Annotated in this window: 24 protein-coding genes and 2 tRNA genes; 14 read left to right on the forward strand and 12 right to left on the reverse strand. The window is 63.9% G+C overall.

The features are described from left to right. Positions 1-74: 74 nt before the first annotated feature. From rpoD to ACRYLT_RS12930, 3 genes are all read right to left on the reverse strand, one after another. On the reverse strand, positions 75-2,096 hold the full coding sequence (rpoD, locus tag ACRYLT_RS12920) for an RNA polymerase sigma factor RpoD (protein ID WP_482664498.1): 2,022 nt from the start codon (positions 2,094-2,096) through the stop codon (positions 75-77). Positions 2,097-2,125: 29 nt separating this feature from the next. Continuing rightward, on the reverse strand, positions 2,126-3,985 hold the full coding sequence (gene dnaG, locus ACRYLT_RS12925) for a DNA primase (RefSeq protein WP_482664499.1): 1,860 nt from the start codon (positions 3,983-3,985) through the stop codon (positions 2,126-2,128). Positions 3,986-4,106: 121 nt separating this feature from the next. After that, positions 4,107-4,562, reverse strand: a complete 456-nt coding sequence (locus ACRYLT_RS12930; RefSeq protein ID WP_482664500.1) for a GatB/YqeY domain-containing protein — start codon at positions 4,560-4,562, stop codon at positions 4,107-4,109. A gap of 141 nt (positions 4,563-4,703) precedes the next feature. Between ACRYLT_RS12930 and carA the strand changes: the two genes are divergently transcribed. The 7 genes from carA (at position 4,704) to ACRYLT_RS12965 (ending at position 12,764) form a co-directional block, all read left to right on the forward strand. After that, positions 4,704-5,867, forward strand: coding sequence for a glutamine-hydrolyzing carbamoyl-phosphate synthase small subunit (gene carA / locus ACRYLT_RS12935; RefSeq protein ID WP_482664501.1), 1,164 nt, complete (start codon positions 4,704-4,706; stop codon positions 5,865-5,867). Continuing rightward, a complete protein-coding gene (locus ACRYLT_RS12940; protein ID WP_482664502.1) occupies positions 5,867-6,253 on the forward strand; it encodes a hypothetical protein in 387 nt (128 codons plus the stop codon). The genes carA and ACRYLT_RS12940 overlap by 1 nt, the downstream gene beginning before the upstream one ends. Before the next feature lie 157 nt (positions 6,254-6,410). Continuing rightward, positions 6,411-7,187, forward strand: coding sequence for a hypothetical protein (locus tag ACRYLT_RS12945; protein ID WP_482664503.1), 777 nt, complete (start codon positions 6,411-6,413; stop codon positions 7,185-7,187). Beyond that, the gene (locus ACRYLT_RS12950; protein WP_482664504.1) at positions 7,187-8,218 is read left to right on the forward strand and encodes a hypothetical protein; all 1,032 of its coding nucleotides are present in this window, start codon (positions 7,187-7,189) and stop codon (positions 8,216-8,218) included. Before ACRYLT_RS12945 ends, ACRYLT_RS12950 begins: the two co-directional genes overlap by 1 nt. Then, positions 8,218-11,553 carry a carbamoyl-phosphate synthase large subunit gene (gene carB, locus ACRYLT_RS12955; RefSeq protein WP_482664505.1) on the forward strand — a complete coding sequence of 1,112 codons (3,336 nt, stop codon included), beginning with the start codon at positions 8,218-8,220 and terminating at the stop codon, positions 11,551-11,553. The genes ACRYLT_RS12950 and carB overlap by 1 nt, the downstream gene beginning before the upstream one ends. A 76-nt stretch (positions 11,554-11,629) precedes the next feature. Continuing rightward, positions 11,630-12,109 carry a transcription elongation factor GreA gene (gene greA / locus ACRYLT_RS12960; RefSeq protein ID WP_482664506.1) on the forward strand — a complete coding sequence of 160 codons (480 nt, stop codon included), beginning with the start codon at positions 11,630-11,632 and terminating at the stop codon, positions 12,107-12,109. A gap of 16 nt (positions 12,110-12,125) precedes the next feature. Next, positions 12,126-12,764 (forward strand): rhomboid family intramembrane serine protease, encoded by a 639-nt coding sequence (locus ACRYLT_RS12965; RefSeq protein ID WP_482664507.1) that lies wholly within the window; start codon positions 12,126-12,128, stop codon positions 12,762-12,764. A 15-nt stretch (positions 12,765-12,779) separates the two neighbouring features. Here ACRYLT_RS12965 and ACRYLT_RS12970 read toward each other — a convergent pair whose 3' ends face one another. From ACRYLT_RS12970 to ACRYLT_RS12990, 5 genes are all read right to left on the reverse strand, one after another. Further along, complete coding sequence (locus tag ACRYLT_RS12970; protein WP_482664508.1) at positions 12,780-13,001, reverse strand: DUF4170 domain-containing protein; 222 nt, start codon at positions 12,999-13,001, stop codon at positions 12,780-12,782. 69 nt (positions 13,002-13,070) lie between these two features. Further along, positions 13,071-13,502: a hypothetical protein gene (locus tag ACRYLT_RS12975; RefSeq protein ID WP_482664509.1), complete on the reverse strand. Its 432-nt coding sequence runs from the start codon at positions 13,500-13,502 to the stop codon at positions 13,071-13,073. After that, complete coding sequence (locus ACRYLT_RS12980) at positions 13,502-13,888, reverse strand: hypothetical protein (RefSeq protein ID WP_482664510.1); 387 nt, start codon at positions 13,886-13,888, stop codon at positions 13,502-13,504. The genes ACRYLT_RS12975 and ACRYLT_RS12980 overlap by 1 nt, the downstream gene beginning before the upstream one ends. Next, the gene (locus tag ACRYLT_RS12985; protein WP_482664511.1) at positions 13,885-14,268 is read right to left on the reverse strand and encodes a phage holin family protein; all 384 of its coding nucleotides are present in this window, start codon (positions 14,266-14,268) and stop codon (positions 13,885-13,887) included. The genes ACRYLT_RS12980 and ACRYLT_RS12985 overlap by 4 nt, the downstream gene beginning before the upstream one ends. 3 nt (positions 14,269-14,271) lie before the next feature. Then, positions 14,272-14,892, reverse strand: a complete 621-nt coding sequence (locus tag ACRYLT_RS12990) for a hypothetical protein (RefSeq protein ID WP_482664512.1) — start codon at positions 14,890-14,892, stop codon at positions 14,272-14,274. A gap of 156 nt (positions 14,893-15,048) precedes the next feature. Between ACRYLT_RS12990 and eno the strand changes: the two genes are divergently transcribed. The 6 genes from eno to ACRYLT_RS13020 all read left to right on the forward strand — a co-directional run bounded on the left by eno (position 15,049) and on the right by ACRYLT_RS13020 (position 20,667). After that, positions 15,049-16,335, forward strand: coding sequence for a phosphopyruvate hydratase (eno, locus tag ACRYLT_RS12995; protein WP_482664513.1), 1,287 nt, complete (start codon positions 15,049-15,051; stop codon positions 16,333-16,335). A gap of 80 nt (positions 16,336-16,415) precedes the next feature. Beyond that, positions 16,416-16,760, forward strand: a complete 345-nt coding sequence (locus ACRYLT_RS13000) for an FtsB family cell division protein (protein ID WP_482664514.1) — start codon at positions 16,416-16,418, stop codon at positions 16,758-16,760. A 179-nt stretch (positions 16,761-16,939) separates the two neighbouring features. Further along, positions 16,940-18,013, forward strand: coding sequence for a pyruvate dehydrogenase (acetyl-transferring) E1 component subunit alpha (pdhA, locus tag ACRYLT_RS13005; protein WP_482664515.1), 1,074 nt, complete (start codon positions 16,940-16,942; stop codon positions 18,011-18,013). Continuing rightward, the gene (locus ACRYLT_RS13010) at positions 18,013-19,428 is read left to right on the forward strand and encodes a pyruvate dehydrogenase complex E1 component subunit beta (protein WP_482664516.1); all 1,416 of its coding nucleotides are present in this window, start codon (positions 18,013-18,015) and stop codon (positions 19,426-19,428) included. Before pdhA ends, ACRYLT_RS13010 begins: the two co-directional genes overlap by 1 nt. 70 nt (positions 19,429-19,498) lie before the next feature. Next, on the forward strand, positions 19,499-20,158 hold the full coding sequence (locus ACRYLT_RS13015) for a squalene/phytoene synthase family protein (protein WP_482664517.1): 660 nt from the start codon (positions 19,499-19,501) through the stop codon (positions 20,156-20,158). A gap of 62 nt (positions 20,159-20,220) precedes the next feature. Beyond that, on the forward strand, positions 20,221-20,667 hold the full coding sequence (locus tag ACRYLT_RS13020; RefSeq protein WP_482664518.1) for an EF-hand domain-containing protein: 447 nt from the start codon (positions 20,221-20,223) through the stop codon (positions 20,665-20,667). A gap of 12 nt (positions 20,668-20,679) precedes the next feature. Here ACRYLT_RS13020 and trmFO read toward each other — a convergent pair whose 3' ends face one another. Then, positions 20,680-22,050, reverse strand: a complete 1,371-nt coding sequence (trmFO, locus tag ACRYLT_RS13025) for a methylenetetrahydrofolate--tRNA-(uracil(54)-C(5))-methyltransferase (FADH(2)-oxidizing) TrmFO (protein WP_482664519.1) — start codon at positions 22,048-22,050, stop codon at positions 20,680-20,682. A gap of 40 nt (positions 22,051-22,090) precedes the next feature. Between trmFO and ACRYLT_RS13030 the strand changes: the two genes are divergently transcribed. Continuing rightward, positions 22,091-22,522 (forward strand): DUF488 domain-containing protein, encoded by a 432-nt coding sequence (locus ACRYLT_RS13030; protein WP_482664520.1) that lies wholly within the window; start codon positions 22,091-22,093, stop codon positions 22,520-22,522. 84 nt (positions 22,523-22,606) lie between these two features. On the opposite strand, the gene ACRYLT_RS13035 is transcribed toward ACRYLT_RS13030, so the two are convergent. From ACRYLT_RS13035 to ACRYLT_RS13045, 3 genes are all read right to left on the reverse strand, one after another. Then, a tRNA-Pro gene (locus tag ACRYLT_RS13035) sits at positions 22,607-22,683 on the reverse strand. Positions 22,684-22,779: 96 nt separating this feature from the next. Beyond that, a tRNA-Ile gene (locus ACRYLT_RS13040) sits at positions 22,780-22,854 on the reverse strand. A 74-nt stretch (positions 22,855-22,928) separates the two neighbouring features. Continuing rightward, on the reverse strand, positions 22,929-24,569 hold the full coding sequence (locus ACRYLT_RS13045) for a sensor histidine kinase (RefSeq protein WP_482664521.1): 1,641 nt from the start codon (positions 24,567-24,569) through the stop codon (positions 22,929-22,931). Positions 24,570-24,607 lie beyond the last annotated feature (38 nt).

Genomic DNA, 24,607 nt, shown 5'->3' on the forward strand with positions numbered 1-24,607 from the left:
GCCATTCGCGCTTCGCCCGGGCCTCGAAGCCTGGTCGGGAGGCGGGACCCACCCCGCCTCCGAAACCGTCCTTCCTACTGGTCGAGAAAGGACCGCATCTTCCGCGACCGGCTCGGATGCTTCAGCTTCCTCAGCGCCTTGGCCTCGATCTGCCGGATTCGTTCGCGGGTGACCGAGAATTGCTGGCCCACTTCCTCGAGCGTGTGATCGGTGTTCATGCCGATCCCGAAACGCATTCGGAGGACGCGTTCCTCGCGTGGCGTGAGCGAGGCCAGAACGCGAGTGACGGTTTCCTTGAGGTTGGCCTGGATCGCGGCGTCCACCGGAATGATCGCGTTCTTGTCCTCGATGAAGTCGCCGAGATGGCTGTCTTCCTCGTCGCCGATCGGCGTTTCGAGGCTGATCGGTTCCTTGGCGATCTTCATCACCTTGCGAACCTTTTCCAGCGGCATTGAAAGGCGCTCGGCCAGTTCCTCAGGAGTCGGCTCGCGGCCGATCTCGTGAAGGATCTGGCGGCTGGTGCGAACCAGCTTGTTGATCGTCTCGATCATGTGAACCGGGATTCGGATCGTCCGCGCCTGGTCGGCGATCGAGCGGGTGATCGCCTGCCGGATCCACCAGGTGGCGTAGGTCGAGAATTTGTAGCCGCGGCGATACTCGAACTTATCGACCGCCTTCATCAGGCCGATATTGCCCTCCTGGATCAGGTCCAGGAACTGAAGGCCGCGATTGGTATATTTCTTCGCGATCGAGATGACGAGCCGAAGGTTCGCTTCGACCATTTCCTTCTTGGCGATACGCGCCTCGCGTTCGCCCTTCTGAACCATGTTCACGATCCGCCGGAATTCGGCGAGACCCATCCCGGTCGCCTGGGCAATCTCGGCAATCTCGCTGCGGATGCGTTCGATCTGGGTCGCCTCCTGGGTGCAGAAGGCGTTCCACTTCTTGTCGATCTTGCAGACCCGCTCGGCCCAATTCTCGTCGAGTTCGTGGCCCATATAGGCGTCGAGGAAGGCCTTGCGCGGTACCTTGTGCCGCTCGGCCAGCCGGAGCATCTGCCCGCCCAGAGCGGTGAGGCGCCGGTTGTAGCTGTAGAGCTGGTCGACAAGATATTCGATCTTGGCGCCGTGGAACTGGACGCTCTCCACTTCCGCGGTCAGCTGCTCGCGAAGCTTCTGATACTTGTTCTCGTCCGCCGGGGCGAAAGTCTCGCCGGAGCCCATGGCGTCCATCCGGGTGGCCTGGAGCTTCGAGAACTTCTTGTAGAGATCGGTGATCGTGGCGAACTTCTCGAGCGCCGCCGGCTTCAGCGTCTCTTCCATCTGGGCGAGGCTGAGGGTGTTGTCCTCGTCATCTTCGTCCACCGGTCGCTGGGTGCGCCGCTCGACCAGGCTGTCTTCCTCGTCCTCGTCCTCGGCGGGCGATTCTTCGACCTCTTCCTCCTCCTTGAAGGTGGGGCCGGCGGTCGATTCGGAGATGGTGTCGTCGTCGCTTTCCGCGCCCTCGACCTGCTCGGCAGTGGGGCCCTTGGAAAGCATCGCTTCGAGATCGAGGATCTCGCGAAGCTGCATCCGGCCTTCGTTGAGGGCGTTCGACCAGTCGATGATCGCGTTGAAAGTGATCGGGGATTCGCAAAGGCCCCAGATCATCGTGTCGCGGCCGGCCTCGATCCGCTTGGCGATGGCGATCTCGCCCTCGCGGGAAAGCAATTCGACCGCGCCCATTTCGCGCAGGTACATGCGGACCGGATCGTCGGTCCGATCGACCGTTTCCTTCTTCTTCTCGACGACGAAAGTCTCGACCCCGTCCCCGGTCTCTTCGGTCCCGGCATCGATTTCCGGCTGGTCGTCTTCCTCGCCGTCGTCATTCTCGACGATATTCACGCCCATGTCGTTGAGCGCGGACATGATGTCCTCGATCTGCTCGGAGGACATCTGGTCCTGCGGAAGCGCCTCGTTGAGCTCGTCATAGGTGATGACTCCGCGCTTCTTCGCGCGCGCAATCAGCTTCTTGATGGAGGCATCGTTGAGATCGATCAGCGGCGCGTCGCCGGACTCGTTCTTGTCTTCGCTCTCGACCGTGTTCGTTTTCGCCATTCCCACGCCTTATGTCCAAATGTCGGGACTTAGTCCGCGCCGTTCTCAATCAATGTCGCAAGCCGTTGGTCCGCCTCGTCGCGCGCCGCCCGGAGTCGCTGCTGCTCCGCAAACGCCGCCTCGTCGCCAGCCTCCTTCAACCGCGCCGTCGCCGCCTCGAGCGCCGCCTCAAGCTCCGGCCGTGCCGCCAGCGTTTCGATAACCAGAACGAGATCGCGGCAGGCGCGCTCAGGTTCGGAATCGCGACGCGTGAAGGAAAAGGCCAATCCTCGCTTCAGGCTAAGCTCCTCCACCAGAGCAGCCGCACCCTTCCGGCGCAATATGGTAAGGAGGCCCTCAGGATCAAGCGCGGCGTTGGTGAAGGCGGCTTCCAGCATCAGGTCGCGAAGCCGCGACAGCTTCGCATCGGCAAGCGGAAGTGCGGCGACGGTCTCCGAATGCTGACCGATTTCGTGCGGGTAATGAAGGAGACCCTGGAGTACGGCTCGGGCGAGCGGAGGGCTCAACCCGGCCTTGCCGACTGCCCTGGCTTCGGCCGAGGCGGGCCGCGGCGGGGGCGTGAACGAGAATCGGCCGCCCGGACGCCGTTCCTGCCAGGGCCGCGGCGATGGCTGGGTCAAGGCGGCGAAACGCCGAAGAAGCTCGGAGCGATACTGGTCGCGAACGTCCGGATCGGCGATTGCCGACGAATGCTCGATCAACCGCCGCTTGAGCCCGGCGCGCTGTTCGGGCGTTCCGAGCGGCTCCGCCTCCAGCTCATGCTGCCACAATCGGTCGACCAGCGGCTCCGGCGATTCCAGCAGCGCCTCCAGTGCTTCGCGGCCGCGTGCCCGGATCAGGTCGTCCGGATCCTCCCCCTGCGGCAGGGTGACGAATCCGAGCGATCGCCCCGGCGCGACATGAGGCAGCGCCCGCATGGCGGCGCGAACGGCGGCCTTGTGTCCGGCCGAGTCGCCGTCGAAGCAGAGGATCGGCTCCGGCGAAAGGCGCCAAAGCAGGGCCAGCTGAAGCTCGGTAAGGGCGGTTCCCAGTGGAGCCACCGCTTCGTGGATTCCCGCCTGGTCGAGGGCGATCACGTCCATCTGGCCTTCGACGACGATGATCCGTTTCGCTTCTCGACTTGCCGGCCCGGCCTTGTCGAGATTGAACAAGGTTCTCCCTTTGTCGAAAAGCGGCGTGTCCGGGGAATTCAGATATTTGGGCTCGCCGGGCCCCAGGATCCGGGCGCTGAAGGCGATGCAGCGGCCGCGCGCGTCACGAATGGGGAAGGTCAGGCGACCGCGAAACCGGTCATAGGGCTCGCGGCCCTGACCCGAACCCGCCGAGCGGTCCTCGGGGGCGATCAGGAGGCCGGCCTCGACCAGCTTGTCCGTCCCGAACGCCTTCAGGGCCGACTTGAGCCTGCCTCGGGAATCCGGTGCGAAGCCGAAGCCGAACCGGCGCCGGGTTGATTCGCTGATTCCGCGCCGATCGAGATAGTCGCGGGCGGCCGCTCCCCCCATTCCCTCGAGCTGCTCGGTGAACCAGGAGGCGGCCGCTTCCATGACCTCGTACAGCCCGGCGGCCCGTTCCGCCTTCGCCTGCGAGCGCGGATCCGGCGCGGGCACCTCCATTCCGGCGGCTTCCGCCAGTTCCTTCACCGCATCCATGAAGGAAAGACCGCGAGCGTCGGTCAGCCAGCGGATCGCGTCGCCATGCGCCTGGCAGCCGAAGCAGTGGTAGAAGCCCTTTTCGTCATTGACGTAGAAGCTCGGAGTCTTCTCGTTGTGGAAGGGGCAGCAGGCCTTGAACTCGCGCCCCGCTTTCTGAAGCTTCACGCTTCGAGCGATCAGCCCGGACAGGCTCGTGCGTGCACGAAGCTCATCGAGAAAGGCTGGGGAGAGGGTCATGGATGCCCGCCAAGATCAGGAGCCCGGTCAGGAGCTGATTGCATTCCCCCACATCGCTCGTGACGAGCGGGGCGCGATTCTCGCACCAACTTCCCCCATCCCGCAAGCCGGAAGGGGAGGCTCAGCTCAGTTTGGCCTTCACCATCTGGCTGGCCTTGCTCATGTCGAGCTGCCCGGCATGGCGTTCCTTGATCAGCGCCATCACCCGGCCCATGTCCTTGACGGAAGCGGCACCGGTTTCGGCGACGAGACTGTCGATAAGGGCTCCGATCTCCTCGTCGCTCATCTGTCTGGGAAGGAATTCCTCGATCACCGCAACTTCGGCCGCCTCGGCCTCGGCAAGTTCGTCGCGCCCGCCCTTGCGGTACATTTCGATCGATTCGCGCCGCTGCTTGATCATCTTCTGGAGCACTTCGGTGACGATGGCGTCGTCGTCCGTGCTTGCCGCTTCCGAGCCGCGCAGTTCGATGTCGCGATTCTTGAGCTGGGACTGGATCAGGCGAAGCGCGCCCACGCGCGCCTTGTCCCCCGACTTCATGGCGCCGGTCAGCGCCTGCTTGATGGAATCGCGAATCATGGAGCTCTCGAACGGCCGTTTCGGGAAAGTGGCAGCATAGCGGGGCGTTTCGCCGTTTAACAGATTGACGCTGCTCGCCAGGCGCACTAGCGGGCGAGCCTTAGCGACATCGCCAGAACCCCCGGAAGGAGTGCCCGCCAAGTGGCCGACACCAAACCCACGCCCGCGCCAGAAGGAGCGACGGGCGTATTGGTCCTTGCCGACGGGACCGCCATCTGGGGCAGGGGATTCGGTGCGGAAGGCGAGGCGGTCGGGGAAGTCTGCTTCAACACGGCGATGACCGGCTACCAGGAGATCATGACCGATCCCTCCTATGCGAGCCAGATCGTCACCTTCACCTTTCCCCATATCGGCAATGTCGGCGCCAATTACGAAGATCTGGAGGCCGACAATCCCTGGGCCCTGGGGTGCGTCGTCCGCGAGGACGTGACGGCTCCAAGCAATTTCCGCGCCGCCACCACCTTCGTCGACTGGATGCGCTCCAACGGGCGGGTCGGCCTATCGGGAGTGGACACCCGGGCGCTGACCCGCAAGATCCGCGTCGGCGGCGCGCCCAACGGAGTGATCGCCTATCGCGAGGACGGGCGCTTCGAACTCGACGCGCTGCTGGAGAAAGCCCGGTCCTGGCCCGGGCTCGAAGGCATGGATCTCGCCAAGGACGTGTCCTGCCGGCAGATGTACCGCTGGTCCGGCGGTCGCTGGCGACTGGGCGAGGGTTATGCCGAGCATCCGGAGGATCAGGAGCGGCCGCACGTTGTGGCGATCGACTATGGCTCCAAGCGCAACATCTTCCGCAACCTTGCCGATGCCGGCGCCCGGGTGACCGTTCTTCCTGCCACCGCCACCTTCGAGGAGGTGATGGCACACGATCCCGACGGTTTCTTCCTGTCCAACGGTCCCGGCGATCCGGCGGCGACCGGCCAATATGCGGTTCCGGTGATCCGCCAGCTGCTGGAAACGGGAAAGCCGCTATTCGGTATCTGCCTCGGCCATCAGCTGCTCGGGCTCGCGGTTGGGGCGAAGACGACCAAGATGCATCAGGGCCATCGCGGCGCCAACCATCCGGTCAAGCGGCTCGACGACGGCCGGGTCGAGATCACCAGCATGAACCACGGCTTTGCGGTCGAGAAGGAAAGCCTGCCGGACAATGTCCGCGAGACCCACATCAGCCTGTTCGACGGCAGCAATTGCGGGATCGAGCTGACCGACAAGCCGGCGTTCAGCGTGCAATACCATCCCGAGGCCAGCCCCGGGCCGCAGGACAGCACCTATCTGTTCGAGAAGTTCGTGGCGATGGTGAGATAATGGAACCGGACTATCTCACTTTTCGCGACGATCTGTTGGTCCACCTTGTGGACGATATCGAGCCGCCGGGGATACCAAGCGTACGCCTATTGGACGTCGCCCAGCGGCACGACATGAAGTTTTACCCATCCTGGATCGAGGCGGTCGGCCGAGACTATGAAAACGCCGGCTATGGCAGGGTCCATGTGCAGGGAGACACCGAGTACTTCAGGGTCAGTGGGGAGGGTTTTGCGCGGGCTACAGAGCTAAGGCGCGATCGTCGGGCAAAACCCGTTATTGAGCGTTTGACCGCTGAACGGCCGCAAAGGCTCGTAAACATCGGAAACTTTGTGACTGCAGTTCTCGCTTTGATCGTTGCGGTGTTAGCTCTCTTGAAGGCCAACTGATGTATCGCCGCGCCTGCAAAACACACATCAGTCTGTTTGACGGCAGCAGGGTCATCGAGCTGACCCATAAGCCGACGTTCAGCGTATCATATCACGCGGACGCGAGCGCCAGTACATATCTTGGCGACAAGTTCGTGGAGCAGAAAGGGCGATCGGTGTGAGCGTTCTAGCTCAACATGTGGCAGCTGTGCTGGTTCACCACGTAAAGAGAAACTTCGCTGGAAAGCTGTCTCTCTTTGAGACCGACCTTCCGGGCTTACTCTCGGAACGCTATGATATAGAGTGTCCACACGGGCTCATCAGCGACGCCTTAACTATATTGAAGGAAATCGGCGGGTGCCGGAGCTTAGAGAGTCCGCTCACTGGTAACTTTTGTCGATTGGACGTAGCTGGTGCCAGCTATTACTTTGGCAATTGGCCGACCTTCTCTTCTGAATGGGGATCGGACGACGAGGCTGAGGAGGAATACGGTCGCCAGCGTGAGGTCATTCACAGCAAGTATGGCATACTTGAAACCTATTTCGAGTCTGAAGATCCATGGATAGAACGTATAATTTCTATTCTAGCAGAGATGGATATCGCCGCTAGCTATTATTCTGGAGATCTCCCACTGGCCGATTCCATCATCCCCGCCTCGGATCGCGTCGTTTCTCTGGATGATAATCAGAGGGAGGCTCTAGTCATACCGTTGGAGGAGCTTTCCGATGAGCTCAGGACATCCAATTCGACACGCGCTGAACTCGGAGACGACGCTGATCGCATTTCAGCGGAAGTTGATGCTGGCCTCAAACTTGTCAAAGCTGGTCAAGTCCGCCTCGCGGCCTTAGTGGCGGTACTCATCAAGCCTCTAAGATACATCTCTGAAAAGTTCTCGGGAGCTGCGGTTGGCACGCTGGCCTCCGAGCTTATCAAAGCGCTGCTGAAGCTGCTATAATGCCCAGACTGATCGACAACTCCTCCATGCGCATCATGGATGCCGAGCCATCGCTTCTCGGCCGAGTTGCGGAGTTCGATCATTCCGGTGCCCAGGCGCCTGCGACGCTGAAAGCCGAAGCCTATCGGACGGTCCCAGCCGACTCCGGTCCAGCAAGGATCATCATCGATCAGGAGTTCAACCAAGCGCCTTATGCCGAGCCGACCCGTCCAGTCGGTGCGGCCGATATCATGGGAAGGAGCGGCCCATGCGGTTCTGCCGGCATCCAGAGTCCGTTACCATCTCAAGTGGAGCTTGGGCCGCAAGGGGCACATTTTGATTTGAAAGATCTATGCAGGATGGAGTTGATGTCTTCGTTTCGCGACTTTGAACAAGCTCTTCTTGTAGCCGCATATGAGATCGCCGATAACACTGGCGAAGATTATATCCGCCTCCGAGAAATCGCAGATCGCTACGAGATGTTCTATAAGCCGGGGTGGCCCAAGCGTGCCCTGCGATCCTTGATTGATAGTGGGTTGAGCGACGATGTGCGCCACCTAGGCGGTGAGGAGCTAGATCAATCTCTCGCGCTTACGCCTGCAGGGTTCAAACGCGGGGAGGAACTTCAGCCCTATGTGGATTTGAAACGGAAATGGGAAGAAACCTCAGGGAAAGAAGCGGGTAGGTCGACGGGCACGTCCCCCGAAATGGAGGATGCACTTCGCCGGATCATCCCGGCCTCAGATCGTTTTGTATCGCCTAATCACAATGCTCCGCAGTATGGAGATGCTCTCGAAAAACTTGAGATAGCCCGTCGAATCATCGGGGAAAGTAATCAGCTGGATGAAAGTGAGAAACTGGATACCTTGGTCCATCTAGATGCAGGGATATCTATTCTGCGAAAGGCCAGACGGCTCACGGTTGGTACAATCCGGTACCTCGTCTTGGACCGGCTAAAGTCCGCCTTTGAAGGTACCATAGAGGATGCGTTCAAGGCGGTACTGCTAGGTGCATTCATGACATTGGCCACCTTTTTGATTGCATTGCTATAATGCCTAAGCGCACAGACATTTCCTCCATCCTCATCATCGGCGCCGGCCCGATCGTCATCGGCCAGGCGGCGGAGTTCGACTATTCGGGAACCCAGGCCGCCAAGGCGCTGAGGGCCGAAGGCTATCGGATCATCCTGGTCAACTCCAACCCGGCGACGATCATGACCGATCCGGAGCTGGCCGACGCCACCTATGTCGAGCCGATCACGCCGGAATATGTCGCCAAGATCATCGAAAAGGAGCGGCCCGACGCGGTGCTCCCGACCATGGGCGGGCAGACGGCGCTCAACACGGCGCTGGCGCTGTTCAAGGACGGAACGCTCGACAAGTTCGGAGTGAAGATGATCGGCGCGGATGCCGACGCGATCGAGAAGGCTGAGGACCGGCTGAAGTTCCGGCAGGCGATGGACCGGATCGGGCTCGAAAGTCCGCGCTCGGTGATCGCGCACACTCTCGACGAGGCGATCGCGGCGCTGGAGCATGTCGGCCTTCCGGCCATCATCCGCCCGAGCTTCACCCTCGGCGGCACCGGCGGTGGCATCGCCTATAATCGCGACGAGTTCGCCGCGATCGTCCAGGGCGGCCTCGAAGCCTCGCCGACCACCGAGGTTCTGATCGAGGAATCGGTGCTGGGTTGGAAGGAATATGAGATGGAGGTGGTCCGCGACCGGGCGGACAATGCCATCATCGTCTGCTCGATCGAAAATGTCGATCCGATGGGAATTCATACCGGCGATTCGATCACGGTCGCGCCGGCGCTGACCCTGACCGACAAGGAATATCAGATCATGCGCAACGCCTCGATCGCGGTGCTGCGCGAGATCGGGGTCGAGACCGGCGGTTCCAACGTCCAGTTCGCGGTCAATCCGAAGGATGGCCGGCTCGTCGTCATCGAGATGAACCCCCGGGTGTCGCGGTCCTCGGCGCTTGCATCCAAGGCAACGGGCTTCCCGATCGCCAAGGTCGCCGCCAAGCTCGCCGTCGGCTACACGCTCGACGAGATCCAGAACGACATTACCGGCGCCACTCCGGCGTCCTTCGAGCCGACGATCGACTATGTCGTCACCAAGATCCCGCGCTTCGCCTTCGAGAAGTTCAAGGACAGCGAGGCCCTGCTTTCCACCTCGATGAAGTCGGTCGGCGAGGTGATGGCAATTGGCCGAAGCTTCCATGAAAGCCTTCAAAAGGCGCTTCGCGGACTGGAGACCGGCCTCATCGGACTGGATGGGGTGAAGTCGCTCTACGGCGCGCCCAAGGCCGAGATCGAGGAAGCGCTGGCTCGCCCCTCGCCGGACCGGCTGCTCGTCGCCGCCCAGGCGTTGCGCGAAGGGCTGACGGTCGAGGAAATCCACGCCGTCACGAAATATGACCCCTGGTTCCTCGAGCGGATCAAGGAGATCGTCGACGCCGAGGAATCGATCTGCCGCGACGGCCTGCCGCGCGACGCCCATGGGATGCGGCGGCTGAAGGCGATGGGCTTCTGCGACCGGCGCCTGGCCGAGCTGGCGCTCAAGTCCGCCCATATAAGGGGCGAAGGGGTGAAGACCCGCGCCCGCTCCCACGGACTGATCCACGATGCGGTCAAGGCGATGATCGGCGCCACCACCGAGGAGGAGGTGAGGGCGCTCCGCCATCGCCTCGGAGTGCGGCCGGTCTTCAAGCGGATCGACACCTGCGCGGCCGAGTTCGAGGCCAAGACGCCCTACATGTATTCGACCTACGAGGCGCCGAGCTTCGGCGAGCCCGAGGATGAGAGCCAGCCTTCCGACCGCCGGAAGATCGTCATTCTCGGGGGTGGGCCGAACCGGATCGGGCAGGGCATCGAGTTCGATTATTGCTGCTGCCACGCCTGTTTCGCGCTCCGCGACGCCGGCTTCGAAACGATCATGGTCAACTGCAACCCGGAAACGGTGAGCACCGACTATGACACGTCCGACCGGCTTTATTTCGAGCCGCTGACCGTCGAGGACGTGCTCGAGATCCTGCACGTCGAAAAGAGCCGGGGCGAGCTGGTCGGCGTGATCGTCCAGTTTGGCGGCCAGACTCCGCTCAAGCTCGCAGCGGCGCTGGAGAAGGAGGGCATTCCGATCCTCGGAACCTCGCCGGATGCCATCGATCTTGCCGAAGATCGCGAGCGCTTCGCCCGGCTGATCGACAGGCTTGGCCTCAAGCAGCCGGCCAACGGCATTGCGCGAAGCCGGGACGAGGCGATCGCGGTGGCGGAGCGGATCGGCTATCCGGTGCTCACCCGGCCCAGCTACGTGCTCGGCGGGCGGGCGATGGAGATCGTCGATTCCCCGGGGCAGCTGGACGATTATATCCACACCGCCGTCCAGGTTTCCGGCGACAGCCCGGTGCTCATCGATCAATATCTTCGCGACGCGATCGAAGTCGATGTCGACGCCATTTCCGACGGCAAGGACGTCGTGATTGCCGGTGTGATGCAGCATATCGAGGAAGCGGGCGTCCATTCCGGCGACTCCGCCTGCTCGCTTCCGCCCTACAGCCTGGATCCGGACGTGGTCGAGGAGATCGAGCGGCAGGCAAGGGCACTTGCCAAGGCGCTCGAGGTGAAGGGCCTGATGAACGTCCAGTTCGCGGTCAAGGACGGAATCGTCTATCTGATCGAGGTCAATCCGCGGGCAAGCCGCACCGTGCCCTTCGTCGCCAAGACGATCGGAACGCCGATCGCCAAGATCGCAGCGCGGGTGATGGCCGGCGAGCCGCTCATGAACTTCCTGCCGCTCAACCGCGACGTCGCCCATATCGCCGTCAAGGAAGCGGTTTTTCCCTTCGCGCGTTTTCCCGGGACGGACCCGGTACTTTCGCCCGAAATGAAGTCGACCGGCGAAGTGATGGGGATCGACAGCGACTTCGCAACGGCGTTCCTGAAGTCGCAGCAGGGCGGCGGAATCGAACTGCCCGATGGCGGAACTCTGTTCGTTTCGGTCAAGAACAGCGACAAGCCGGCCATCGTGGCACCGGTACGCACGTTGCTGACGCTCGGGTTCAAGGTCGTCGCGACCGGCGGAACCGCCGATTTCCTCCTGTCCCAGGGGCTGGAAGTCGAGCGGGTGAACAAGGTCGCCCAGGGCCGGCCGCACATCGTCGACAGGATCAAGGACGGCGAGATCGACCTCATCTTCAACACCACCGAAGGCTGGCAAAGCCATCGCGACTCCGCTTCGATCCGGGCTTCGGCGGTGCAGCAGAAAGTTCCCTATTTCACGACCGCGGCTTCGAGCGCGGCGGTGGTGAGGGCAATCGCGGCGCGACGGGACCGTAGCCTTGAAGTACGGTCACTGCAGGACTATTACTCAGCTTCCGAAGCTTAATCCTGAACAATGTGACCGAGATCAGGCGGCCTTCTTCAGGTCGCTCCGGCCGAGTTTTTGACGAAAGGCATATCGAATGGCGACGGTCGACAAGCTGCCCATGCTCGCTGAGGGCTATGAGAAGCTCCAGAACGAAGTGCGCCACCTGAAAACGATCGAGCGGCCCGCCGTGATCGACGCGATCGAGGAAGCGCGCGGCCATGGTGACCTGTCGGAAAATGCCGAATATCATGCCGCCAAGGAGCGGCAGGGCCAGATCGAAGCGCAGATCGCCGATCTGGAAGACCGGCTGAGCCGGGCGATGGTAATCGATCCGACCACGCTTTCGGGCGACAAGGTCGTGTTCGGCGCAACCGTCCACCTGCTCGACGAGAACGACAAGGAAATCAAATATCAGATCGTCGGCGAAACCGAGGCGGACGCCCGAGTCGGTCGGATCAGCTACAATTCGCCGCTCGGTCGGGCGCTGATCGGTCGAAGCGTCGGCGACGAAGTCGAGTTTTCGGCGCCATCCGGCGAGAAATATTTCGAGATCGCCAAGATCGAATTCATCTAGCGATCCGGAGGCGCGGATGCGTCCCCCCGACAGCTGGTCCAAGGCCCGGGTCACGCTCGGTCTGGCGATCGCCACGGCGGTGGTCTGGCTCCTGACCGGGGCCAGCGGCTACCACGAGATGGCGATCCTCTGGGCCGGCTTCATTCCGGCGGACGTCGCCATCGATCTTCCGGTCTCCAGAGCGCCTGTTTGGCTGACTCCGCTGACGGCGACGTTCGTCCATGCCAACTGGATCCACCTCGGCTTCAATCTCCTGATCCTGGTCTTTTGCGGGCGCCCGACGGAAGCCGTTCTCGGTCCCGCCAGCCTGGTGATCCTCTATGTCGTCGGCGCCTATGCAGCCGCAGCGGCCCATTTTGCGGTCGATCCCGACGATCTCACGCCGATGATCGGCGCCAGCGGGGCGATCTCGGCGGTTCTCGGCGCCTACTCGCTGCTGTTCGGTCGCAACAAGGTGAAGATCGCCAATCCTACGGCGGCGCTCTGGCTCAACGCCCTCTGGCTGATGGCCGCGTGGGTCGCGCTCCAGCTCGTGATCGGGATCACCTTTGCCAGCGGCGGAATCGATGTCGCCATCGCCGCCCATATTGGCGGGTTCGCGGTCGGCCTCCTTCTCGCCAATCCGCTGCTTCTGTTCCGCTACCGACGGGCCTGATCCAGCCCAGTTTGGTCAGGCTGTCTTGCCGAGATCCGGTTCCAGCAGGCGATGAAGGTGAACGACGACATATTTCATCTCGGCGTCGTCTACCGTCCGCTGGGCATTGGCTCGCCAGGCGTCGTAAGCGCTGGCATAATCAGGGAAAAGGCCGACCAGATCGATCGTGGAAAGGTCGAAGTCGAGGCCGCGCGGATCCTTGACCCGGCCGCCGAAGACGAGATGCAGCTTGCTCATGGCGCGCGCCTAGCAGTCCTCCCGCAGCGCGCAACCCTTGCGGGCAAGCGCGGCGGGAGAGTGGCTGCCTCAGCTGTTCGAATTGCCGCCGCCGACGGCCTCGACCACGGCTTCGCCGACCTTCTGGGCGGCGCGGTTGCGAATCTCTTCGACCTGCTCCTTGCCGGCATCGAGTCCCCGCTGCGCGGCGTTGCGGGCCGCTTCCGTTATCTTGCGACCGGTGGGCGCCAGCAGTTCCTGCTCGCGCCGGGTCGCGGGAAGCAGGAAGCCGATCAGCGCACCAAGCGCCATTCCGCCGATCACGGCGCTGACCGGATAGATTCCGATCTTGTCCGCCGCCTGACGGGTTACGTCATTGGCTCGGTTGCGCGCCGTCTCGTAAGCCGAATAGGTGCGCTCGCGCGCCGACTGATAGGCGTCGGCGGCGCGGTTTCGGGACGTCCCCGTTCCGGTGCCTTGTCCGTTGCTCCGGGCCGTCTCGCTGTCCGTTCTCGTGGCCATCAACTCACTCCTTCTTTTACCGATGCGTCGACGATCGGTGCCGACGCCTTAAACCGTGAAATGTCCGTATCGATCCGGGTGACGACGCGACCCTCGTCCGACTCGTCGCCGCGTGCGACGATTCGACTCACCGCCCGCTTCAGCGGCTGGCGCGCAACGAACAGAGCCAAGGCGCCGATCACCGCAGACGCAACCAGCGGCCGCTGCTTCACCGCTTGAACCGCGCCGTCCGCAAGATCGGCGCTCTTGTCTTTGACCTCGCCCCACGCCTCGCCCGCGAGATTGGCCGGTCGGAGCCGCTGCTGAACGGCGACCAGGGTGCTGTCCAGCCGCCGCTTCGCCAGCACGGCGTTGCGCTTGGCCTGTTCGACATTGTCGAGGCTCATGGCATCGTCTCTCCGCGGGCAACCGCCTGACGCTCCTCTTCATCCCCGCCGAGCGCGCGAAGCCCGACGAGGCCGAATCGGACGAGAAGGAATCCGCCACCCGCAAGGGCCGCCGCCACCGCGACGCCCGCGCCCAACGGGCCGATCAGGGTCGCAAGTCCGAGCACCAGGCCCAGCACCAAGGCGGTCAGCGACGTCAGAAGCAGCACGGCGCCGGCCGCGAGCAGGATGAGGCCGTTGCGCGCTCGACTGGCCCGGTGGCGCGCGATCTGCTTGAGCAGGTCGACTTCGGCCCTGGCGTAGCTGCGTCCGTCCTCGATCAGGCGACTGACAAGGTCGCCGATCGAGTCCTCGCGCGGATCATGCGCGGGTGAGTCCAAGGATCAGGCCCCGCCGCTGGCTGTCGTGTCGGCGTTGCCGGACCGCTTCGAGCGGCCTGACCCGGATCCGTCGGAGGTCTGGTCGAGCCCGGTGCGGACGACCCGCATCAGCGCGAAACCGACCACGGCTGCGGCCGCGATGGCCATTCCGGGGCTTCGGCGGACGAAATCGCGCGTATCATCGACAATGTCGTCGACGCTCTTCTCCCGGACGCGACCGGCCAATCCCGAGACGGCGGACGAAGCATCGCGCGCATAGCCGGCATATTCGTCGCCGAGCCGTTGCTCGATCGAGCGTGCGGCATCCTCGATCACCTCCGCAATGTCGTCGAGCAGATCGGTGGCGCGGGACTTGCCGTCGTCGGCAAAACCGCGAAGCCGATCGGTAGCCTGTCCGCGCAGGCTGGACACCTGGTCGCGGACCTGCCCGACCAGCTTTTCCGTCGTTCCTCCCGAGCCGCTTTCGTCGCTGCCGCTGGCGCCGGCCTTGTTGCCGGTGTCGCCGCCGCCCTTGGCGACGAAGCCGCCGCTATTGGCGCCGCCACCATTGGCGGTGCCCTGGGCTCCGGCATCGTTGACGATCTGATCGGTGCCTTCGGGAAGTTCCGTTTCGCGGGGGGGCATAAGCATCTCCACTGTTGAACAGGCGGGTTGAACTCGTCACGGAAACACCTGCCGGGCGGCTTGCGTTCCGGTCCGGTGCTCGAAAGTTGCACGGGCCTGCCGGGCCCGATAAGCGGCCCTCGAGCTTTCCCATAACTCATAACGAGGCCGGAACAAATGACCGCGATCATCGATCTTCACGCCCGTTCGATCCTCGACAGCCGCGGCAATCCCACCGTGGAGGTGGAAGCGCTGCTGGAAGACGGCAGCCTGGGCCGTGCCGCCGTGCCGTCCGGCGCGTCCACCGGTGCCCATGAAGCGGTCGAAAAGAGGGACGGCGACAAGTCGCGCTGGCTCGGCAAGGGCGTCGACCAGGCCGTCGAGTCGGTCAAAGGAGAGATCGCCCAGGCGATCGTCGGAATGGAAGCCGAGGATCAGGCGGAAATCGACGCCACCCTGATCGAACTGGACGGAACGGAGAACAAGTCGAGATTGGGTGCCAACGCGATCCTCGGGGTAAGCCTGGCTGCGGCCAAGGCGGCGGCCGACGCGCGCGGACTCCCGCTCTACCGCTATGTCGGCGGAGTGTCGGCCGCGACCCTGCCGGTGCCGATGATGAACATCCTCAATGGCGGGGCCCATGCCGACAATCCGATCGACTTCCAGGAATTCATGGTGATGCCGATCGGCGCGCCGAGCTTCGCCGAGGCTCTTCGCTGCGGCGCCGAAATCTTCCACGTCCTGAAGGCGAGGCTCCACGAGGCCGGCCTGTCCACCGCCGTCGGCGACGAAGGCGGCTTTGCCCCCAACCTCGCATCGGCCCGCCAGGCGCTGGATTTCATCATGCAGTCGGTCGAGCAGGCCGGTTACAAGCCGGGCGATGATGTCGTTCTTGCGCTGGACTGCGCCTCGACGGAATTCTTCAAGGAGGGCGCCTATCGGATGGAAGGCGAGGGCCGGACGCTTTCGCCGGACGAGATGGCGGCCTATCTTGCCGAACTCAGCGCCGACTATCCGATCCGATCGATCGAGGACGGGATGGCGGAGGACGATCTGGAAGGCTGGAAAGCGCTGACGGAGCGGATCGGCGACGGGGTCCAGCTCGTCGGCGACGATCTCTTCGTCACCAATCCCGAGCGGCTTCGGATGGGCATCGCCCAAGGGCTCGCCAATTCCATCCTGATCAAGGTCAACCAGATCGGCACGTTGAGCGAGACTCTCGAGGCAGTCGAGACGGCTCACCGCGCCGGCTATACCTCCGTCATGTCGCACCGGTCGGGCGAAACGGAGGATACGACGATCGCCGATCTCGCCGTCGCCACCAATTGCGGACAGATCAAAACCGGCAGCCTGGCGCGTTCGGATCGGCTCGCCAAGTACAACCAGCTGCTTCGGATCGAGGAGGAACTGGGCGCCGTCGGCCGCTATGCCGGGCGGGGAATTTTCGCCGGCCGGAAGGCTTGAAAGCTCCTCCTGTCCGATTTTTTCGGGAATCGGCGCAAAACGCTTGATTCTGCGGCGCTTTGCTGATTCTGTGATAGTTAATGACGGGGGTTCGAAATCCATTTGCCTTGATGAAGCGGGCGGCTCTGCCGGCCGTGGGGCTGCTCGTCATCGTCAATTTTCTCGGTTATGCGATCGTCGGCGACAATGGCGTCCTTTCGTGGGGCGACTATCGGCGCCTCAAGGAAGAGCGCTCGCTCCAGCTTGCCCAGCTCGAGGCCGAGCGGGCGCGGCTCGCCCATCGCGCCCGTCTGCTCGATCCGCGTCGCGCCGATCCCGATCTGGCCGAGGAACTGGTCCGGCGTGAACTCGGTCTTGTCCGGCCCGACGAAGTGATCATCGAGCTTGACGACCAGCCGACGGCGCCGACGGCGCAGCGGCCCTGATTTTCCCAGCGGCCCGGAGGCCGTCCATCGCCTTTCCGAAGGTTCGGGGGTGCCGGTGCGAGCCGGCGGCCGGCTAGATGGCGGGCGGTCAGCGGGCAGGCTCGGGGGGCGTTGCGCCTGCGGGCGTTTGTCGCCATAGAGCCGCCAGCCAACCGCCAGGATAAAGAAAGGGCTGGAGAGTGGCCAAGGCAGCTTCCACGCCGCGCGCCTCAAGCAAAAGCAAGTCCGCGTCGGCTCCGCCGGCACGGCCCAACCGCGAGCGTCCGCCCGAACCGCAGCGCTATCAGGCGAGCCGCGACGAGCTGCTCGAATTCTATCGGCAGATGCTGCTGATCCGCCGCTTTGAAGAGCGGGCGGGCCAGCTTTACGGGCTCGGGCTGATCGGCGGCTTCTGTCACCTTTATATCGGCCAGGAGGCGGTCGCCGTCGGACTCCAGTCGGCCCTCGATACGGCCAAGGATTCGGTGATCACCGGCTATCGCGATCATGGCCATATGCTCGCTTACGGAATCGATCCCAAGGTGATCATGGCCGAGCTGACCGGCCGAGCCGCCGGCATTTCCAAGGGCAAAGGCGGCTCCATGCACATGTTCAGCGTGGAGCATAAATTCTATGGCGGGCATGGCATTGTCGGCGCTCAGGTGAGCCTCGGCACCGGTCTCGCCTTCAAGCACAAATATGAAAGCGATGGCGGAGTGTGCCTCGCTTATTTCGGGGACGGCGCCGCCAATCAGGGCCAGGTCTACGAGAGCTTCAACATGGCGGAGCTTTGGAAGCTCCCGATCATCTATGTGATCGAGAACAACCAATATGCCATGGGGACCAGCGTCAACCGGTCCTCGGCCGAGGACCAGCTCTATCGCCGTGGCGAGAGCTTCAGGATCCCGGGAATCCAGGTCGACGGAATGGACGTGCTGGCGGTTCGCGGCGCCGCCGAAACCGTGATCGACTGGGTGCGCTCCGGCAAGGGACCCGTCCTGCTCGAGCTCAAGACCTATCGCTACCGCGGCCATTCCATGTCGGACCCGGCAAAATATCGTTCGCGCGAAGAGGTTCAAGCGGTGCGGGAAAAGTCCGACCCGATCGAAGCGGTCAAGCGCGAGCTCGAGGCTGCCGGAGTCTCAGCCGACGAGATCAAGAAGATCGACAACGAAATCAAGGCGATCGTGGCCGAAGCTGCCGATTTCGCCGAACAGGCGCCCGAGCCTGATCCTTCCGAACTCCATACCGACGTGCTGGTCGGGAGCTACTGATGCCGATCGAACTCAAAATGCCTGCGCTTTCTCCAACGATGGAGGAGGGAACGCTCGCCAAATGGCTCGTCAAGGAAGGGGATGAAGTCTCCGCGGGTGACGTCATCGCGGAGATCGAGACGGACAAGGCGACGATGGAATTCGAAGCCGTCGACGAAGGTCGGATCGCCCGGATCCTCGTCCCGGAAGGAACCGACGAGGTGAAGGTCGGAACGGTGATCGCGCTGATCGCCGAAGACGGGGAAGAGGCGTCAGCGGCGCCTTCGACGAGCGGGGACGGCGCCACCGCCCAGGTCGAGCAGCCGAGCGATCAGAAGACCGAGCCGGAATCGAAATCTCAGTCGACCGAGACGGAGATGAACACCGGGGCCGGACAGCTCGTCGCTGCGGTCCAGCGCAGCGTCGAGGAACCGGAAGTGCCCGAAGGCACCGAAACGGTGCGTCAGACGGTCCGCGAAGCGCTTCGCGACGCGATGGCCGAGGAAATGCGCCGCGACGAACGGGTCTTCGTGATGGGCGAGGAGGTCGCCGAATATCAGGGCGCCTACAAGGTCACGCAGGGCCTGCTCGACGAGTTCGGAGCGCGGCGGGTTATCGACACGCCGATCACCGAATATGGATTTGCCGGAGTCGGCACCGGCGCGGCGATGGGCGGCCTGAGGCCGATCATCGAATTCATGACCTTCAATTTCGCCATGCAGGCGATCGATCACATCATCAACTCGGCGGCGAAGACCAATTACATGTCGGGTGGCCAGATGCGCTGCCCGATCGTCTTCCGCGGCCCCAACGGCGCAGCCGCCCGGGTGGGGGCGCAGCACAGCCAGAATTATGGCCCCTGGTATGCCAGCGTCCCCGGTCTGGTGGTGATCGCACCTTATTCGGCGGCCGACGCCAAGGGGCTGCTCAAGGCGGCGATCCGGTCCGAGGATCCGATCGTCTTTCTGGAGAACGAGCTCCTCTACGGCCAGAGCTTCGACGTTCCCAAGCTGGACGATTACGTGCTTCCGATTGGCAAGGCGCGGATTGCTCGCGAGGGCACGGACGTGACCATCGTCAGCTATTCGATCGGCGTCGGAGTCGCCCTGGATGCGGCGGAGCGACTTTCGGGCGAAGGAATCGAGGCGGAGGTGATCGACCTTCGGACCTTGCGCCCGCTCGACAGGGAAACGGTGCTCCGGAGCCTCGCCAAGACCAACCGCATGGTCTGCGTCGAGGAAGGCTGGCCGGTCTGCTCCATCTCCTCCGAGCTGATGGCCATCGCCATGGAAGAAGGCTTCGACGATCTCGACGCACCGGTTCTTCGAGTGACCGACGCCGACGTGCCGCTGCCTTATGCCGCCAATCTCGAGAAAATGGCGCTGATCAAGGCGGAGGACGTCGTCGAGGCGGCCCGCAAGGTCTGCTATCGATGAGTTCGCCCCTCCCCCCTTTGCGGGGGAGGACCGAACCGCCTCTGCGCTCAGCGCGGCGGAGGACGGCCGAATGAGCCTCGAACTGGATCACGACCGGCGTCTTTCGCTCGCTTATGTTCCGGCTGGTTCACGCCCGGCGGTGGAAGCGCTCTGGAACCTCGATCTCGCTTTGGCCTCGGTGCTGGCGACCGGCCGTGAGCCGATGATCAGCCGGATCAGGCTCGCCTGGTGGCGCGAGGCGCTGGAACGACTCGACAAGGCGCCGCCGCCGGCCGAGCCGGTGCTTCAGGCGCTCGCCGGGTGGGTGCTTCCTGCGGGCGTTACCGGGGCCGAACTGGCCGAGATGGAGGAAGGCTGGGCGACGCTGGTGACGCCTGATCGGCTGACCGACGACGAACTCGGGCTTTACGGAGCCAAGCGCGGCGGCCTGCTCTTCCTCCATTCGGCCCGCCTGCTCGGTATCGGCGAGCCGGCGGTGGCGGGACCCGGCGCCTGTTGGGCGCTGATGGACTTCGCCCGACACAGCTCGAACAAGGACGAGGCGCGATCGGCGACGCAACTGGCCCTGCAACAGGACGACCTTTCGCGCTGGCCGTCCCGGCTTCGGCCGCTCGGCATGCTTTCCAGGCTTGCTGCCAGAGATGCTCGGCGCGGACCGAACGAATGGGAAGTCCAGGGCTCGCCCCAGAGAATGCTGATCATGTTCCACCATCGCCTCACCGGGCGCTAGTCGCCGGGTGCATTTGGCAATTGCTTCGAAGAGCGTTAGCTTCGGCTGACGAGGGAGGCGTTATGCTTCGATACTTCGCCGGCGTGGGTTCTGCCTTGCTGCTCGTCGCAGCCGGTTTCTTCATCTGGAAGGGAATGGCCCAGCAGGAGGATCCGATGCCGCTACCACCGCCGGCAGCGGAAGAAGCGCCTGCCGGCGAGCAAGCGAGTACTCCGCCGACTCCTCCAGCTGCCGATGCCCGGACAAAGGAGGAACGCCGCTTCGACCGCGCCGACCGGGACAAGAATGGTCGGATCACCCTCGAGGAGCTTTATCAGCCCCGCAGGCGGGCCTTCGCCCGGCTCGACGCCAATGGCGATGGCCGTCTGAGCTTCGAGGAGTGGGCGGTTCGAACCTCCGATAAGTTCGCCGAAGCGGATTCCAATCGCGATCGAAGCCTCAATCGCGCCGAATATGCCACGACGGCGCCGCGGCGGCGCGCCCCGGCCCGGCAGAACTGCGCCTGCTGATTGTCGACCGGCTTATTGCGCCAGGGAGGGAACCGACTCGGAGCCGGCGGGAAAATCCCGGCCGACCGACCCGGCCAGCCATTGGCCGAGGTCCCGCTTGGCCCGGTCGGTATAGAGTTTCTTGCGTTCGGCCTTGCGGATCTTGCCGACGATCGGCGGGAAGAGGCCGAAATTGACGTTCATCGGCTGGTAGATCTCGGCATCGGCGCCGCCGGTAATATGTCCGAGCAGGGCGCCGAGCGCGGTTGTCGGCGGGGGAGGGGTCAAGGACTCGCCCTTCAGCTCCGAAGCGGCGAAGCGGCCAGCCAGAAGCCCGATGGCGGCCGATTCGACATAGCCTTCGCAGCCGGTGATCTGGCCTGCGAAGCGGATGTGCGGCGCCGTCCGCAGGCGCAAGCTTCCGTCGAGGAGCTGAGGCGAGTTGATGAAGGTGTTGCGGTGAAGGCCGCCAAGCCGGGCGAACTCCGCATTTTCGAGGCCGGGAATGGTTCGGAACAGCCGCACCTGTTCGCCATGTTTGAGCTTGGTCTGAAAACCGACCATGTTCCACAAGGTGCCGAGGGCATTGTCCTGCCGCAACTGGACGACGGCGTGCGGCCAGCGGCCCGTGCGCGGATCGTCCAGGCCAAACGGCTTCATCGGTCCGTGCCGCAGAGTGTCGACACCGCGCTCCGCCATGACCTCGATCGGCATGCAGCCTTCGAAATAGGGGGTATTCTTTTCCCAGTCGCGAAAATCGGTCTTCTCGCCGTCGAGCAGGCCCTGGACGAAGGCTTCATACTGCGCCTTCGTCATCGGACAGTTGATATAGTCCTTGGTTTCCCCCTTGTCCCAACGCGAGGCCATCCAAGCCACGTCCATGTCGATGCTGTCGTGATGGACGATGGGGGCGATCGCATCGAAGAAGGCGAGGGCTTCGGCTCCGGTCGCAGCGCCGATCGATTCCGCCAGCTGAATCGCCGTCAGCGGCCCGGTCGCCACAATGGTGAGCCCGGATCCGGGCAGCGAGTCGATCCGCTCCCGGACGAGTTCCACGTTCGGATGTTCGAGCAGCGTTCGCGTGACCTGGGCGGAAAAGCCGTCGCGATCCACGGCAAGAGCGGAGCCGGCGGGCACCTTGTTCGAATCGCCGGCCGCCATGATCAACGAGCCCAGCGCCCGCATTTCAGAATGGAGCAGCCCGACCGCATTGTTTTCCGAATCGTCCGACCGGAAGCTGTTCGAGCAGACCAGTTCGGCGAGTCCGTCCGTGTGGTGAGCCGGCGTCATGTCGCCGCCGCCGCGCATCTCCGACAGGCGAACCTTCACGCCTGCCTGAGCGAGCTGCCAGGCAGCTTCCGATCCGGCGAGGCCGCCGCCGATGATATGGACTTGGGCTGTCATGAGGGCGCAGATAGGGGTTTCGGACTGAGGGAGAAAGGGCGTGCGGATCTTCACCATCGGCTATGAAGGATCGACCCAGGCCGAATTCATTGCCGCGCTCCGGGCTTCGGGCGTGGAGCGGGTGATCGATGTCCGAGCCGTGCCCAGTTCGCGCAAGCCCGGATTCTCCAAGAATATTCTTGCTGCCGGGCTGAGAGAGGCGGGAATCGACTATGTGCACCTCAAGGCGCTCGGCACCCCGCCGGCCGGTCGCGAAGCCGCGCGACGGGGCGACATCGCCGCTCTCGAACGCATCTATGCCGAGCAGCTCCACATGCCCGAGGCGATCGTCGAAGCAGAGCGGATGAAGGTGCTTGCCGAGGAGAAAGCCTCGGCTCTGCTCTGCTTCGAGCGGGATCCGGCGCAATGCCACCGAACGATCCTGCGTGAAGCGGTGTTGCCCGAGGCGGAGGTGGTCGATCTTTACGCGTGAGAGCCGGGCAGGGGCGGGAGCGGATGCCTCCGGCAGATCGACCGACGGAAAGCATCCCCCGGATGCTTTCCTGGAGCCGGTTGATGGTCGGGGAGACAGGATTCGAACCTGCGACCCTCTGCTCCCAAAGCAGATGCGCTACCAGACTGCGCTACTCCCCGACACTGTCCGGACCCGGCTGGTACTGTGGCCCGACGCAAGAAGGAAGACGGAAGCGTCCGTCTTTCCGCAATCGAAGACGAGCTTCGATCAGGAATTGGTGGGCCCGGCAGGATTCGAACCTGCAACCAAGCCGTTATGAGCGGCCGGCTCTACCGTTGAGCTACAGGCCCACGCCGCCGCCGCGATGGCAGATATTGAGCCGCAGCGGAAGATGGCGATGAAGCTGGTGGCTCGATGGCGATGTTCAAGCCTGGCCTTCGCTCGGCTCCGCCTCGGCCGGTGAATCGATCAGCGCCGGGAGGAAGAGCGATATTCGTGCATTCTCGATGACGAGCGCTCCGCCGACCGCTTCGGCGAGGTTCCGAACGAGCCTGAGGGCAAAGCCGAGGCCAAGCGCAGGCGCGCCCGGCCAGTCCCCGTCGGGGCTGTAGCCGGGGTCCAGCATGGCCGCTTCGGACAAGCCTTCCACGGCCTCCGGGCGATCAAGCGAAAGTCGAAGCATCGCCCGGTCGCCTCGATGAACCAACTCCACCGAGACGCCGATCGTCTCGTCGGCCCGGGCGAGCCCGATCGTCGCCGCCAAAAGGCGTGAGAACATGCGTTCGGCAGCGGCGGCTTCGGCGCGGGCCGGCGGAAGCCCCGCGGCGACGTCCAGCCGGAGGTGCGATCCGCGCTCCAGCGCAAGTTGCTCGTAGGAAGGGTGCAGGCGGGCAATCAGTGCGGCAGCGTCGACGACACCTTCGTCGAGCTGGAGGCGGCGAGTTTCGATTCGTGCCGCCGTGTCGAGATCGTCGACGGCCGAAAGCAACCGCCGGGCCTGCTCGACGATGCCGGTCGCCCGCTCGCGATACCCACTTGCCGCCGGACCCATGATCTGACCCTCGATCATCTCCGCGAAGCCGACGATCGCGTTGAGCGGCGTGCGAAGCTCGTGAACCAGCTGTCGCAGCGCGTCGGCCGGCAATTGGGTGCCGAACAATCCGGGTGGAGGCACATGGGCAATCTCGTCCAGTCGAGGTCGACGGGCCGTGCCGCGATAGCCGAGAAAGGATCCCCTGGCCGGATCGAAGAAGGGAACGCCGGAAATGCGCCATTCGCCGGAGGCGGCGCCTTCACCGGGGACGGTGAAGCGGGCGTCGCGGAACGGCGCGCGCTTTTCGAAGGCTCCGGCTGCCTGGCCATCGACGCCAAAACGTCCGATCACGGCGGTGGCGGCGATCGTCTGCCCGACCAGCGGCTCGCGGGGCGCGCCTTCCACCCAGCGCAGGACGCCGTCATTGCCCGTCTCCCAGCGGAAGCCCTCGGTCGGCCGAGCTTCGGCGGGGTCGACCGGTCGGCGATCCTCTTCCTTGAGTCGGCGATAGGCTTCGATCCGATCGACCAGCTGGCGTATCTGGGACTCGCCCTGGAGGTCCGGAGTCGACGGCCCACTCGCCGCCCCGAGCGAAGCAGCAAGGACGAAGTCGCTCGACCCGAACGCAGCAAGTGCCTGCTTCACTTCGGCGGTTAGGTCGCGGCGATGGCGAATAAGCGATCGCGCCGTCGGGCCGAGGCGGGGCAGAATGTCGAGCCACTCGCGGCTTTCGACTCGGGCACCGGTGATCAAAGGTGCGGCCACCGCCGGACTGTCCTCGGCGAAGAAGACGATCAGTTCTGGGTCGACTCGAAGCCCGGCAAGCGCCCGGGCCGACTGCTGCCGCGAAGCCGCGTCGACTTCGCTTCGGTGGTGACGCAGAAAGGCATAAGCGCGGTCGACGGTTTCGCTCGAGTCCCGCAACCGGCGTTGCGCCAGCAGGTCGACGAGCTGGCGCCATTTGGCGGCTTGTTGGTCAGTGCGTTCCGACGGCAGTGCCAGCACGGTCGCAATCATGTCGTCGAAGCGCATGCCGTCCTCAGCCCGGCCGGTCGAAGCGACGCGGCTCC

This window comes from Sphingosinicella sp. SM1-17 (genome assembly GCF_056821765.1).

Coding starts and splice junctions, on each gene's coding strand:
- rpoD (WP_482664498.1), bottom strand. CDS start 2,096: ATGGCGAAAACGAACACGGTCGAGAGCGAAGACAAGAACGAGTCCGGC.
- dnaG (WP_482664499.1), bottom strand. CDS start 3,985: ATGACCCTCTCCCCAGCCTTTCTCGATGAGCTTCGTGCACGCACGAGC.
- ACRYLT_RS12930 (WP_482664500.1), bottom strand. CDS start 4,562: ATGATTCGCGATTCCATCAAGCAGGCGCTGACCGGCGCCATGAAGTCG.
- ACRYLT_RS12940 (WP_482664502.1), top strand. CDS start 5,867: ATGGAACCGGACTATCTCACTTTTCGCGACGATCTGTTGGTCCACCTT.
- ACRYLT_RS12950 (WP_482664504.1), top strand. CDS start 7,187: ATGCCCAGACTGATCGACAACTCCTCCATGCGCATCATGGATGCCGAG.
- carB (WP_482664505.1), top strand. CDS start 8,218: ATGCCTAAGCGCACAGACATTTCCTCCATCCTCATCATCGGCGCCGGC.
- greA (WP_482664506.1), top strand. CDS start 11,630: ATGGCGACGGTCGACAAGCTGCCCATGCTCGCTGAGGGCTATGAGAAG.
- ACRYLT_RS12965 (WP_482664507.1), top strand. CDS start 12,126: ATGCGTCCCCCCGACAGCTGGTCCAAGGCCCGGGTCACGCTCGGTCTG.
- ACRYLT_RS12970 (WP_482664508.1), bottom strand. CDS start 13,001: ATGAGCAAGCTGCATCTCGTCTTCGGCGGCCGGGTCAAGGATCCGCGC.
- ACRYLT_RS12975 (WP_482664509.1), bottom strand. CDS start 13,502: ATGGCCACGAGAACGGACAGCGAGACGGCCCGGAGCAACGGACAAGGC.
- ACRYLT_RS12980 (WP_482664510.1), bottom strand. CDS start 13,888: ATGAGCCTCGACAATGTCGAACAGGCCAAGCGCAACGCCGTGCTGGCG.
- ACRYLT_RS12990 (WP_482664512.1), bottom strand. CDS start 14,892: ATGCCCCCCCGCGAAACGGAACTTCCCGAAGGCACCGATCAGATCGTC.
- eno (WP_482664513.1), top strand. CDS start 15,049: ATGACCGCGATCATCGATCTTCACGCCCGTTCGATCCTCGACAGCCGC.
- ACRYLT_RS13000 (WP_482664514.1), top strand. CDS start 16,416: ATGACGGGGGTTCGAAATCCATTTGCCTTGATGAAGCGGGCGGCTCTG.
- ACRYLT_RS13010 (WP_482664516.1), top strand. CDS start 18,013: ATGCCGATCGAACTCAAAATGCCTGCGCTTTCTCCAACGATGGAGGAG.
- ACRYLT_RS13015 (WP_482664517.1), top strand. CDS start 19,499: ATGAGCCTCGAACTGGATCACGACCGGCGTCTTTCGCTCGCTTATGTT.
- ACRYLT_RS13020 (WP_482664518.1), top strand. CDS start 20,221: ATGCTTCGATACTTCGCCGGCGTGGGTTCTGCCTTGCTGCTCGTCGCA.
- trmFO (WP_482664519.1), bottom strand. CDS start 22,050: ATGACAGCCCAAGTCCATATCATCGGCGGCGGCCTCGCCGGATCGGAA.
- ACRYLT_RS13045 (WP_482664521.1), bottom strand. CDS start 24,569: ATGCGCTTCGACGACATGATTGCGACCGTGCTGGCACTGCCGTCGGAA.